At 46.9% G+C, this 13,609-nt stretch carries 10 protein-coding genes; all 10 read right to left on the reverse strand.

Going from position 1 to position 13,609, the window contains the following annotated elements; genetic code table 11:
* Positions 1–25: 25 nt before the first annotated feature.
* Positions 26–3,505, reverse strand: a complete 3,480-nt coding sequence (dnaE, locus tag QTO06_RS15555) for a DNA polymerase III subunit alpha (protein WP_331408806.1) — start codon at positions 3,503–3,505, stop codon at positions 26–28.
* Between the two features lie 92 nt (positions 3,506–3,597).
* The gene (gene rnhB / locus QTO06_RS15560; protein WP_331408807.1) at positions 3,598–4,236 is read right to left on the reverse strand and encodes a ribonuclease HII; all 639 of its coding nucleotides are present in this window, start codon (positions 4,234–4,236) and stop codon (positions 3,598–3,600) included.
* A gap of 9 nt (positions 4,237–4,245) precedes the next feature.
* The gene (gene lpxB, locus QTO06_RS15565; RefSeq protein WP_331408809.1) at positions 4,246–5,385 is read right to left on the reverse strand and encodes a lipid-A-disaccharide synthase; all 1,140 of its coding nucleotides are present in this window, start codon (positions 5,383–5,385) and stop codon (positions 4,246–4,248) included.
* Positions 5,386–5,567: 182 nt separating this feature from the next.
* Positions 5,568–6,356, reverse strand: a complete 789-nt coding sequence (gene lpxA, locus QTO06_RS15570) for an acyl-ACP--UDP-N-acetylglucosamine O-acyltransferase (RefSeq protein WP_331408810.1) — start codon at positions 6,354–6,356, stop codon at positions 5,568–5,570.
* 1 nt (position 6,357) lies between these two features.
* A complete protein-coding gene (gene fabZ, locus QTO06_RS15575) occupies positions 6,358–6,810 on the reverse strand; it encodes a 3-hydroxyacyl-ACP dehydratase FabZ (protein WP_005430234.1) in 453 nt (150 codons plus the stop codon).
* A gap of 173 nt (positions 6,811–6,983) precedes the next feature.
* Complete coding sequence (lpxD, locus tag QTO06_RS15580; protein WP_005430236.1) at positions 6,984–8,015, reverse strand: UDP-3-O-(3-hydroxymyristoyl)glucosamine N-acyltransferase; 1,032 nt, start codon at positions 8,013–8,015, stop codon at positions 6,984–6,986.
* A gap of 6 nt (positions 8,016–8,021) precedes the next feature.
* On the reverse strand, positions 8,022–8,531 hold the full coding sequence (locus QTO06_RS15585) for an OmpH family outer membrane protein (RefSeq protein WP_005430239.1): 510 nt from the start codon (positions 8,529–8,531) through the stop codon (positions 8,022–8,024).
* A 13-nt stretch (positions 8,532–8,544) separates the two neighbouring features.
* Complete coding sequence (gene bamA / locus QTO06_RS15590; protein WP_038891873.1) at positions 8,545–10,959, reverse strand: outer membrane protein assembly factor BamA; 2,415 nt, start codon at positions 10,957–10,959, stop codon at positions 8,545–8,547.
* Between the two features lie 44 nt (positions 10,960–11,003).
* Positions 11,004–12,362: a sigma E protease regulator RseP gene (gene rseP / locus QTO06_RS15595; RefSeq protein ID WP_331408812.1), complete on the reverse strand. Its 1,359-nt coding sequence runs from the start codon at positions 12,360–12,362 to the stop codon at positions 11,004–11,006.
* Positions 12,362–13,567 (reverse strand): 1-deoxy-D-xylulose-5-phosphate reductoisomerase, encoded by a 1,206-nt coding sequence (ispC, locus tag QTO06_RS15600; protein WP_331408814.1) that lies wholly within the window; start codon positions 13,565–13,567, stop codon positions 12,362–12,364. Before ispC ends, rseP begins: the two co-directional genes overlap by 1 nt.
* Positions 13,568–13,609: the final 42 nt, after the last annotated feature.

Consider the following 13,609-nt stretch of genomic DNA (forward strand, 5'->3'; position numbering starts at 1 on the left):
CGTCTTACGTATTGCGCTGAATTTTTTAGTTAAATTCGAGTTCTACTTGGCCTTTACCAAGTAACTGTTTTAAATCGTCTAGCAATGTATCAGTTGGCGTTACTCGCCATTCGGTGCCCAATGTTAACCGCGCTCTGGCGTCGGCACGCTGGTAGTATACATTGACAGGTACGGTTCCGGCTTTGTGCGGTTCTAAAATACGCGTAAATTGTTCAAAGAATTTATCGTTGATCTGGTTAGCATCAATAGATACCGACAAACCACGTGCGTATTTTTCACGTGCAGTACCCAGATCCATAACTTCACGCGCCGACATTTTAAGGCCACCGTTGAAGTCATCAAAGCTGACCTGTCCAGAAACCACCAGAATTTTATCTTTTTCGAGAAGTTCTGCATACCTATCGAGCGCATCCGAGAACAACATCACCTCCATTCGACCGCTTCGATCGTCCAGAGTCATGATGCCGATTCGCGTACCACGTTTGGTTGTCATCACACGAGCTGCAATTACCAAGCCCGCTACTGTCACGGATTGATCGCGACGAGTTGGGGTTGCGTCTTTTAGTCGACAACTAACGTACTTATTTAGTTCCTTTATGTATGCGTTAACTGGGTGGCCGGTCAAATATAAACCGAGCGTCTCACGTTCACCCTCTAACCATACTTTCTCTGGCCATGCTGGCACCTGAGTATATTTGTGTTCCACCTCTTCTGGCGCATCAGTCAAAACACCGAACATATCGGTTTGACCAAAGGCTTCCGCTTGGTGGTGTTGGCTTGCTGCTTTCACCGCATCGTTGAGCGATGCCATTAATGCCGCACGGTGTGGACCGAGCCTGTCGAGTGCGCCCGCGTAAATCAGTTTTTCGATAACGCGCTTGTTGACCTTTTTCAGGTCGATTCGCGCACAAAAATCAAATAGGTCGATGAAGTGACCGCCTTTGTTGCGCGCTTCCAAGATCGCATCGATTGGACCTTCACCCACACCTTTAATCGCGCCGATGCCATAAACAATCGCGCCATTCTCGTCTACGTTAAAGCGGTACAAGCCGGCATTGATGTCAGGCGGAAGCACGGTGAGCTTCATGCGGAAACATTCGTCAACTAAGCCAACCACTTTCTCAGTGTTATCCATATCGGCAGTCATTACCGCTGCCATGAATTCCGCTGGATAGTGCATCTTCAGCCATAGCGTTTGGTACGAAACCAGTGCGTAGGCTGCCGAGTGAGATTTGTTAAAGCCGTAACCCGCGAACTTCTCTACCAAGTCGAAGATCTTCATCGCCAACTCGCCATCGACGCCGTTGGCAATTGCACCCTCTTCGAAGGTAGCACGCTGTTTCGCCATCTCTTCCGGTTTTTTCTTACCCATCGCACGACGAAGCATGTCCGCACCACCAAGGGTGTAGCCAGACAGTACCTGTGCGATCTGCATTACCTGTTCTTGATACAGGATGATGCCGTAAGTCGGATCCAGAATCTCTTTAAGCGATTCGTGTTGCCACTTTTCATCAGGATAAGAGATCGCCTCACGACCGTGCTTACGGTCGATAAAGTTATCTACCATGCCCGACTGAAGCGGTCCTGGGCGGAACAGTGCCACCAATGCGATGATGTCTTCAAAACAGTCCGGTTGCAGACGCTTAATCAGCTCTTTCATACCGCGCGATTCAAGCTGGAATACCGCAGTGGTTTCTGAGTTTTGCAGCAAACGGAATGACGCCGCATCATCCAGTGGAATCGATTCGATGCGAACAGGATCTTTGCCTTCACGTTCTAGACGCGGGTTAATCAGACCCAACGCCCAGTCGATGATGGTTAGGGTACGCAGACCCAAGAAGTCAAACTTAACCAGACCGGCCGTTTCAACGTCGTTCTTATCGAACTGAGTAACCGGGAAGTGGCCTTCCGAGTCAGCATAAATCGGCGCGAAGTCTGTAATGGTGGTTGGTGAGATTACAACACCACCCGCGTGCTTACCGGCATTACGTGTACAACCTTCAAGGAGGCGACACATGTCGATAAGCTCTTTCACTTCTTCATCTGCGTCATACAACTCAGGAAGTGCAGGCTCAGCTTTGAACGCTTTCTCTAGCGTCATGCCCGGATCAGGCGGAACCAATTTTGAAATACGATCAACAAAGCCAAACGGGTGGCCAAGTACACGGCCTACGTCACGGATTACCGCTTTCGCCGCCATGGTACCAAAGGTGATAATCTGAGATACCGCATCACGGCCATACATTTCCGCAACGTGGTCAATTACTTGGTCACGCTTATCCATACAGAAGTCGACGTCGAAATCGGGCATGGATACACGTTCTGGGTTCAAGAAACGTTCAAATAGAAGGTCGTATTCCAATGGGTCAAGGTCGGTGATCTTCAGTGCGTATGCCACCAAAGAACCCGCACCCGAACCACGACCCGGACCTACCGGAATCGCGTTGTCTTTCGACCACTGGATGAACTCCATTACGATCAAGAAGTAACCAGGGAATCCCATTTGGTTGATTACGTCGAGTTCGATTTGCAGACGATTATCGTATTCAGGACGACGTTGCTTGCGCTCTTCCTCATCTGGGAACAGGAACTCTAGACGCTCTTCCAGGCCTTCGCGAGACTTCATGACCAAGAAGTCGGTCTCTTCCATACCTTCGGTTGGGAAGGCTGGAAGGAAGTATTCACCCAAACGTACTGTCACGTTACAACGCTTGGCAATTTCAACACTGTTTTCTAACGCTTCCGGAATGTCGGCAAACAGCTCGCACATTTCCTCTTCAGTACGCAGGTATTGTTCTGGGCTGTAGTTCTTTGGACGACGCGGATCTTCTAGGGTGTAACCATCGTGGATCGCAACGCGGATTTCATGGGCGTCAAATAAGTCTTCACTGATGAAAACAACTTCGTTGGTTGCGACAACTGGCAGCTCAACCTCTTCTGCCAATTCAATCGCAAAGTGCAGGTAAGTTTCTTCATCTGGACGACCAGTACGAACCAATTCTAGGTAGAAGCGGTCTGGGAAGTATTGGTTGTAGAACTCGACACAACTGTCGACAACTTTACGGTTGCCTTTTAGCAATGCTTTACCGATTTCACCGTTTTTCGCGCCTGAAAGAACGATCAAACCTTCTGATAGTTCTGCCAACCAAGCTTTGTCGAGCACCGGTTGGTGCTGTACATGACCACGAAGGTAAGCTTTTGAGATCAGCAAAGTCAGGTTTTTATAACCTTCGTTGTTTGCTGCGAGTAACGTTAATTGCGTCAGCTCCTCACCAAACTCATCCGATTGCATTTTGAAGTCTGCACCGATGATTGGCTTCACACCACTGCCGTGTGCGGTGCCGTAGTATTTCACCAAACCACACAGGTTAGTGAAATCGGTCAGCGCCATTGCAGGCATACCGAGTTCGGCGACTTTCTTAACGAGCGGTGGAACTTTGTTGATACCATCCACCATAGAGAAATCACTGTGGATTCTTAGGTGAATGAACTTGGGATCTGACATTAACAGGTACCGTAAAACTATATCTTGATTGGGATTCTAACCTAAAGCGGGCGTGGTTTATAACACCGAAATGCCCATTCTATTACTTTGCTTTATTCTTCGATGCCGAGCGCTTTCTTCACGGGCTTGAAGCTCTTACGATGTTCACCGATCACACCATGTTGTTCAATCGCTTCAAAGTGCGCTTTGGTTGGATAACCTTTGTGCTTAGCAAAACCAAATTGCGGATATTGTTTATCCAACTCTTCCATTTCTTGGTCACGAACCACTTTGGCAATGATAGAAGCCGCACTGATTTCCGCTACGCGCAAGTCACCCTTCACCACCGCTTGAGAATCCATTGGCAACTGCGGGCAGCGATTGCCATCGATAAGCGCAAGGTCTGGCTGTACCTTCAAACCGGCGATTGCACGTTGCATGGCAACCATGGTCGCTTGCAGGATGTTTAGCTCATCAATCTCTTCAGGAGAACAACGGCCTACCGCCCATGCTAAGGCTTTCTCTTTGATTTCTGGCAACAGTGCAAGGCGCTTTTTCTCGCTCAGCTTTTTAGAATCGTTCAAACCTTCAATTGGGTTGTTTGGATCTAAGATGACCGCTGCGGTAACAACATCACCCACCAAAGGACCACGCCCTACCTCATCGACACCTGCAACCAGCTGATAGCCTTGCGGGTATTCAAACGGTGGTAGTTCTACTTTTGCTTTGGTCGTTTTTGGTTTTACAGCCATGGTAAATCTCTATTTATTAATCAGTTTTAGAACCGCATTCGCGGCTTGTTGATCCGCATCTTTACGAATCCAATGATGCATTTCAGTAAACTTATCCAACATTTCTCGGTTGTCGCTCTCTAGTAAGCGAGACACTTCGTCGAATAAATTGTCCGGCGTGCAATCATCTTGCAGGTATTCTTTTACAAGTTCGGTGTCAGCCAAAATGTTCGGCAGCGACACGTATTTGGTTTTCAATAGTCGCTTAGCAAGGAATGCCGTTACAGCATTAACACGGTAACCCACCACCATTGGGCGTTTGAGCAACATACACTCTAACGCAACGGTGCCAGACGCCAACATCACGGCATCTGAAGCGGTAATCACGTTGCGTGCAGTATCGTCCACCAGTTTGAAATCAAGCTCAGGTGCATGCTCTTTCCACGCTTGCTCGAATTGTTCGCGACGTTTCTGGTTTACTAGCGCTACGACGAAGCCAAGATCGGGGAATTTCTGGTGCAATTTCTTACACGTTTCGATAAATGGCTGAGAGAGCATTTTCAACTCACTGCCACGGCTACCCGGAAGTACCGCTAACCATTGCTTATCTTGCTCTAAACCGAGTATCTCACGTGCAGGCGCTTTGTCTGATTGCAGCGGAATGGCATCAGCCAATGTGTGGCCAATGAATTCACAAGGCACGTTGAATTTATCGTAGAACGCTTTTTCAAACGGTAAGAATGCCAGTACTAGGTTAGTCGCTGCTTCAATTTTAAAGATGCGCTTTTGACGCCATGCCCAAACGGACGGGCTTACGTAATGCACAGTTTTGATGCCAGCATTTTTCAGGTCTAGCTCAACTCGTAAGTTAAAATCTGGAGCGTCGATTCCGATGAAAACATCTGGTGGATTCTCAGTGAAATACTTAACAAGTTGCGCTTTAACTTTCAGTAGTCTTGGCAAGCGGCCCAGCACTTCCACTAGGCCCATCACGGCAAGTTCTTCCATATCGAACAGAGACTCGCAGCCTTGCGCGATCATTTTAGGGCCACCAATACCAACAAACTCTGCGTCTGGGTATTGCTGTTTTACCGCTTTGATAAAGCCTTCACCTAGCGTGTCGCCAGACAGTTCTCCGGCAATGATGCCGATACGTAATGGTCTTTCCATATCTACTTCGCTATTTTTCCTGTGCGCTATGGGTAACGATTTAAGCTAAACGATAAACTATGTATCCACATAAACCGCAGTAGCCGCACAATTCGCAGCTTACAAACCGTTATCCATAAAACACAAAAAGACCGCAGCCCAATTTGGGCGCGATCTTTTCAATTTAACCGCTCATTCGTTGATTAACGAATAATGCCACGTTCCGTTGTTTCCAGAATATCTGAGAAACGTTTCACTGCAGGCCACTCTTGTGCCATTTCAGCTAGGATTGGCTTCACTTCTTCCAGAGTCTTACCTGAACGGTAGATTTCTTTGTACGCTTTTTGTAGCGCACGAATTTCTGGTTTTTCGAAACCGTTACGCTTCAAGCCAACCAAGTTCAAACCAAATGGTGTTGCGTGGTTACCTTGAGCAAGTACGTATGCTGGTACGTCTTGAACAACAGCAGAACAGCCGCCAACGTAAGCGTAAGCGCCAACCGTACAGAACGGATGAATCGCAGAAAGCGCCATCACACCTGCATGGTCATCAACGGTTACGTGACCGCCAAGAATCGCATTGTTACCAATGTGAGTATGGTTACCAACGATAACGTCGTGTGCGATGTGTGCATTTACACAAAGCAGGTTGTCGTCACCAATCACTGTTGTTGCTTTATCTTGAACCGTACCACGGTGAACCTGAACCGCTTCACGAATCACGTTACGGTCACCGATAACCACAGTTGTATCTTCGCCACCGTACTTCTTGTCTTGGTTTTCTTCACCAATCACAGCATGTGGGAAAATGCGGTTATCTTTACCAATTTTGGTGTGGCCTTTGATCACTACGTGAGACATCACTTCTGTGCCTTCACCAATCTCCACCGTAGAGGTGATGTAAGTGAAAGGACCAACGGTCACGTTAGCGCCAATTTTCGCGCCTTCTTCTACCACCGCAGCTGGGTGGATTTTAGCGGTTTCATGAATCATATTAAAACTCTCGACGAGCACACTTCAGCTCAGCTGAACATACCACTTCGCCGTCAACTTTTGCCACACCGCTGAATGCAGCAATGCCACGACGCTCTTTCAGAAATTCTACTTCAATAATCATTTGATCGCCTGGTACTACTGGTTTACGGAACTTAGCACCGTCAACACTTGCGAAGTAGTACAGTTCGTTTTCCGTCGGTGCACCAAATGATTTAAATGCAAGTAGGCCTGTCGCCTGAGCCATCGCTTCCAGGATCAATACGCCTGGGAATACTGGTAGCTGTGGAAAGTGACCTGTGAACTGAGGTTCGTTAACCGACACATTTTTAATTGCGTGAAGGTACTTCTCTTCTTGGAAGTCAATCACACGGTCGATCAATAAGAATGGGTAGCGATGAGGTAGTAGCTCTTGAATTTCAGAGATGTTCATCGTTTTCTTTTCAGTAGTCAAAGTCGTCTTCCTATATCAATTCTCAACAACCAAGATGGCAAGGCAGCGGCAAATGCCACTTATGCAGTAATCGCCTGCAAAGTGTATACCAGCTTGGTGATAAATCTACTTATAGCGCGTCATTATAGAAGAAAAAGACCCGCATTTCGCGAGTCTTTGTTCAGAATGTGGAACTAAGATTCTTCTTTCGTTTCCAGCTGTTTCTCAACAGCTTTCAGACGTTTGTTCATCTCGTCAATGCGGTGAACTCGAGTCGCCGTCTTGCGCCACTCTCGGTTGGTTTGCAGTGGAATGCCTGATGAGTACAGACCTTTCTCTTCGATACTGCGCATAACCATGCCCATACCGGTGATAGCTACGCCATCTGCAATCGTGATGTGGCCATTCAGAACCGACGCGCCGCCGATCTGACAGTACTTACCAATTTTCGTACTGCCCGCAACAATAGTACCACCTGGCATCACGGTACCATATCCGATCTGCACGTTATGAGCGATTTGAAGTTGGTTATCAAGAATTACGTTGTCTTCAATGATGGTATCTTCAAGTGCACCACGGTCAATCGTAGTACACGCACCAATCTCAACGCGGTTACCGATACGCACTGAACCCAACTGAGGGATTTTGATCCACTCGCCTTTGTCGTTTGCGTATCCGAAACCATCAGAGCCAATGACTGTGCCAGATTGCACTAGACAGTCATCGCCCATTGATACTTCATGATAGATAGTCACATTAGCCCAAAGCTTAGTGTTGTTACCTAGCTTTGCGTTTTTACCGATAAAGCAACCTGCGCCAATACTTACGTTGTCGCCCAGCTCTACACCCGTTTCAATCACTGCGTTTGCACCGATAGTTACGTTAGTACCCATCTTCACGTCTGCTGCGATAACGGCACTTGGTGCGATCTCGTCAGCTGGCTTCGGAGTGGTGTCCATTGCTTGTACTACTCGAGCAAAAGCAATGTAAGGGTCAGCCACAACCAATGCGTTACCCACACATTGATCTTTGTGATCGGCTTTCACCATCACAACTGTCGCTTTGCACTCAGAAAGGTGTTTTGCGTATTTTGGGTTAGACAAGAAGGTCACATCACCTTCTTGTGCTTTATCCATTGGAGCTACGCGGCTTACAACGAGAGACTCGTCACCAAATAGCTCACCCCCGGTAATTGTCGCCAACTCGGCTAATGTCAATGTCTTCATAACTTCTTATTTTAGAGCTTTAATTACGTCTTCAGAGATGTTGTATTCTGGCTTACCGTACTGAAGAGAAGAAATGTCGATTACCATGTCGTAACCTTTCTTCGTTGCTACTTTCTTCACTGCGTCTTGGATAGTCTTGAATAGCTTCGCTTTCTCTTCAGCTTCGCGACGTGCACTTGCTTTCTCTAGAGCTTGTGCTTTCACTTTGTATTCGCTGTCTAGTTTAGCGATGTCGATACGTAGTTTTTCAACTTCGTCTTGACCTAGAAGCTCGCCATCACGTTGTAGCTTTTCAATTTTAGTCTTAGCACGTGCTTGGATAGATTTCAGCTCGTCTGCTTTGCTCTTAAAGTCTTTCTGCATTTTTTGTAGAACTACTTCGCGTTGAGGAAGCGCTTGGAAAACTTGAGCAGTATTTACATAAGCAATTTTCTGAGCAGCTTCAGCCGCGTTAGCAAACATTGAAGAGCTAAGTACTAGAAGGCCTAGGCCAGCTGCTTTGATCATTTTATTCAAAATATTTTCCTCTTTAGAAGGTTCTACCGATAGTGAACGTGAAGAACTCTTCATCGTCGCCATCATATTTCTTAATTGGTTTCGCTAGCGAGAATACTAGAGGCCCCATTGGAGACATCCATTGCAACGCCGCACCGTAAGATGAGCGGTAGTTGGTTGGATCTGAGTAATCGTAGTAGTAACGGTCGCCGTATTCCGCACCTGAGCTACGGTAATCGAATTCCGTATCCCAAACACTCGCCATATCGAAGAAGATACTGGTACGGATTTGGTTACGAACTTCGTCCGAAGCAAATGGTGTTGGAACAATTAACTCAAGGCTTGCAAGTGCAACAGCGTTACCACCAACAGCATCATCTGTTGCTGTATCTGCACCGTTGTTCGAGCCAGAGTAATCACGATAAACCGCTTTCGGACCTACTGTGTTCGAGCCGAAACCACGTAGTGTTGTAAAACCACCCGCGTAGTAGTTTTCGTAGAATGGGAACAAGTTATCGTTGCCATCCGTTTGACCATAACCGTTACCATAACCTAGACGACCACGGAACAAGAGTGTGAACTCGTGTTTCTTAGTCAATGGCACGTATTGACGAACATCATACTGCATCTTGAAGTATTGAACGTCAGAGCCAGGTACGGTCATCTTGTAGAATGCACGTTGGTGGTTACCCGCCGTTGGGAAGTAGCCACGGTTTAGGTTATTACGTGTCCATGAGATGTTGAAGTCAAAGTCATTTGTGTTCAACGCGCCGCTAGAATCAATGTTATCTTCTTGCGCTTGTAGGAACTGTTCTACCTGTAAGTAAGGTGACAAGTTACCGATCTTGTTGTGAGTGTAGCCAACACCAAACTCAAAGCGGTTCAGTTCGTCGAATGGGAAACCCCATGTCAAACTTGCGCCGTAACTTTGGTTGGTATAGTCAACGATACCCGCTTCAGATGCTTCAAACTCGTCGTAGAAGATCTTACCACCCAAACTTACACCATCTAGGTTCCAGTAAGGGTCACGGTAGTCCAAGCTCACGTTTTTCTGGTAGTCGTTCATCATCGCGTTAATACCAACGCGGTTACCACTACCAATAAAGTTGTCTTGTTGTAGGCCAACCTGGAAGCTCACGCCCGACTCAGTACCATAGCCGACACCGAAGTTCACGCTGCCTGAGTTCGCTTCTTTAACAGAGTAAACTAGGTCAACTTGGTCATCGCTGCCAGGTACGCGTACCGTTTGTACTTCTACGTTCTCGAAGTAACCAAGACGGTTTAGACGCGTTTTACCGGTTTCGATTGATTTCGAGTTTAGCCAGCTGCCTTCCATCTGACGCATTTCACGACGCAGAACTTCGTCTTTGGTCGAGTTGTTACCCGTAAAGCGAATGTCACGTACGTAAATACGGTTACCCGGCTCAACGTTTACAACAAGCGATACTTGTTTGTTTTCATCGTCGAACTCAGGGATGGTGTTTACTTGTGGGTAAGCGTAACCAGATTCACCAAGCACACGCTTGATGCCTTCTTCCATCGAAGTAACACGAGAGCCGTTATACGTTTCGTTGTCTTCGAAAGGAACTAGCTTTTCGAACGTTGCTTCTTCACCGATCAAATTACCGCGGAATTTCACGTCTTTAACGGTGTACACGTCGCCTTCTTCAAGACCTAGGGTAATATATACGCCTTTTTTGTCAGGAGAAATCGCCACTTGTGTCGAATCAACGTTAAATTTCAGGTAACCACGGTCTAGGTAGTAAGACTTCAGCGCTTCGATGTCACCAGCAAGTACTTGCTTCTGGTATTTTTCGTCCGCTAGGAAGTTCCACCATGGCACGTCAACGTTTAGGTTGAAACGAGAAAGAAGGTCTTCATCAGAAAAGACTTCATTGCCGATAAAGTTGATTTGCTGAATTTTCGCCGATACACCTTCGGTGAAGACGAATTTCAAGTCAGAACGGTTACGAGGCAATGGAGTAACAACCGCTTTTACGGTCGCGTTGTATTTACCAACACTATAGTAAAAGTCTTCCAAACCTTTTTCGATGTTGCTCAGCGTTGTGCGGTCAAGCGCTTCACCTTCACGAACGCCAGAAGCATTCAGGTTTTCTTGTAGCTGCTCGTCCTTGATTGCTTTGTTGCCTGAGAAAGAGATGCTGGCAATAGTTGGACGTTCTTTTACTTGAACAACCAGAACATCACCATTACGCAGTACTTTTACATCTTCGAAGTTACCCGATGCGTACAATGCGCGAATGATCTCTGCAACATCGCCTTGGTCAACGGTATCACCGACACGTACAGGCATTTTCAGCAACGCTGCACCCAGTGCCACACGCTGCAATCCATCGATTTCAATATCTTGAACTACAAAGTTCTCTGCTCCGTTTGCAGATACACTGGTCGCCAGTAAACTTGCAAACAGAATTCGCTTAATCGCCATACTTGTTCTAATTATTCCTTGCTACTGCTTTTGTCTCTGAACTATCACAGACGAGTAAAATCATTAAATAGCGCTAACGCCATGAGCGAGAAGATAATCGCACCACCAATTCGATAGCCCATTTCCTGTACTTTCTCAGGCACTGGGCGTCGGATGACTGCTTCGATTGCGAAAAACAGTAGATGCCCACCATCCAACATTGGTAAAGGAACGAGGTTAATAATACCTAGGTTAACACTAATTAGTGCCAGAAAACCTAAAAAGTAGACCAGACCGTAGTCTGCGGTCGCCCCAGCTCCTTTGGCAATAGATATTGGTCCGCTCAAATTGTTCAGACCAACGTCACCTACAATCAGTTTCTTAAGCATACTGATTGTAAGTCCAATAACTTGACCAGTCTTGTCAATCGCTTTGCCAATAGACTCGAATACACCAAACTGTAGTTCGAAGCGATAACTTTCTGGCCATTCTGCGACTTCAGGTGCGATACCCGCGAAGCCAACGGTTTCTTTGTTAGCTAGCTCACGACTACCTGGAATCAAGGTAAATGACTGCTCATCACCTTGACGCAACACGATCACATCAATTGGTGTTTCTGGGTTAGAACGAATGGCTTGAACCACGTCATCCCACTTAGAAATCTTATCACCTTCAATCTCGATGATTTTGTCACCAGCTTGTAGGCCTGCTTTCTCAGCGGCACCACCTTCACTCACCTGCGCTAGCTCCGTGTAAATCTCAGGAGTGTACGGTTTGAAGCCTAGTGACTGCATCGCAGATTGTGTTTCAGGATCAAATTTCCAATCACGGATATCAAGTGTCTTCGTGACTTCTGAGCCAACTTCATTTGCTGAAGATAGCGTCACTGTCATCGAATCATCACCGATATGAGAAACTAATCCCATGTTGACTGATTCCCAGTCCGGAGTTTTGATACCTGAGATGGATTTTAGTTCCATCCCTGATTCAATTCCTGCTTCTGCGATGATTGAATTGGGCGTAACTTCACCAATTACCGGCTTCACTGCTGGTACACCAATCAAAAAGACCAGCCAGTACGCCACAATGGCGAAGAGAAAATTGAAAATCGGACCCGCCGCCACAATCGATGTGCGCTTCCAAAGTGGCTTTTGGTCAAACGCCAAATGCTTTTCGTGCTCAGGCACTTCATCAACACGGCTGTCCACCATCTTAACGTAGCCGCCCAGCGGAATCATCGAGATGCTGTACTCAGTTCCATCTTTGCCTACTTTACTCCAAATAGACTTACCAAAACCGATAGAAAACTTTTCAACTTTTACACCGCAACGACGCGCAACCCAAAAGTGACCATACTCGTGCACGGCCACCAAGATGCCCAGTGCAACGATAAAAGAAACCAAATTCCACAAAATACCAGTCATTAGCTACGCTCGCGTAAAAATTCTAAGGCGATAGTTCGTGACATTCTATCTAGCTCTATCAAGCTTTCCAAGCTATTCACATTCTCACTTTTATGGCTTGCAGTGATTTTGTTCAAAACTGATTCATTGATGCGAGCGATATCAGTGAAACCAAGACGGTTATTCAAGAAAGCATCAACAGCGACTTCGTTTGCTGCATTCAGAGCGGTCGTAGCATGTTGACCTTCATAACAAGCATCAATCGCTAGCTTCAAACACGGGTAGCGAGCAAAGTCGGGTTGAAGGAACGTCAACTCACCCACTTGAGTAAAGTCGAGTGGTTTCACACCAGCATTCACACGAGATGGGTAAGACATGGTCAGTGCAATCGGCGTTGCCATATCTGGCTCACCCATTTGTGCTAAGACTGAACCGTCTCGGTATTGCACCATAGAATGAATCACAGACTGAGGGTGAATGATCACTTTCAGCTGTTCGCGAGCCGCATTAAACAGCCATTTTGCTTCAATGTACTCAAGACCTTTGTTCATCATGGTTGCAGAATCGACCGAGATCTTAGGTCCCATCGACCAGTTAGGGTGAGCGATTGCCTGTGCAGGAGTAACACTCTCAAGCTCAGCGATATCCGTGTAGCGGAATGGACCACCAGAACCAGTAAGCAGGATAGATGAAATACCATGCTCTTCTAAGTTACAGCGACCTAGGTTAGTTTGAACTTGTTGAGGTAGGCACTGGAAGATCGCATTGTGTTCGCTATCAACAGGAAGTAGCTCTGCGCCGTGCTCTTCAACTGCATCGATAAACAGTTGCCCAGACATCACCAGTGCTTCTTTGTTCGCAAGGAGAACACGCTTGCCCGCTTTTACCGCTGCCATGGTTGGAAGCAGACCTGCCGCACCAACAATAGCCGCCATCACGCTGTCGACTTCTTTTAGGGCAGACACATGACAAAGCGCATCAACACCACCCAACACTTCTGTACGAGGAGACACTGAAGCCAACTCTGACTTAAGCGCCACAGCCGCCGCTTTATCCGCCATTACAGCGTATTTTGGTTGCCATTTACGGCAGAGCGCGACCATCTTTTCAACGTTAGTGCTTGCCGCTAATGCGACGATAGAAAACAGCTCAGGGTTTTGTTCAACCACTTTAAGTGTGCTTGCACCGATTGAGCCTGTTGCACCAAGAATCGTTAACTTTTGCATGATGTAAGACCGTTAGAAAAATTCAGGAGCGACGAAGCCGCT

It is taken from the genome of Vibrio sp. M260121 (assembly GCF_036533715.1).
In the GTDB taxonomy this organism is placed as follows: domain Bacteria; phylum Pseudomonadota; class Gammaproteobacteria; order Enterobacterales; family Vibrionaceae; genus Vibrio.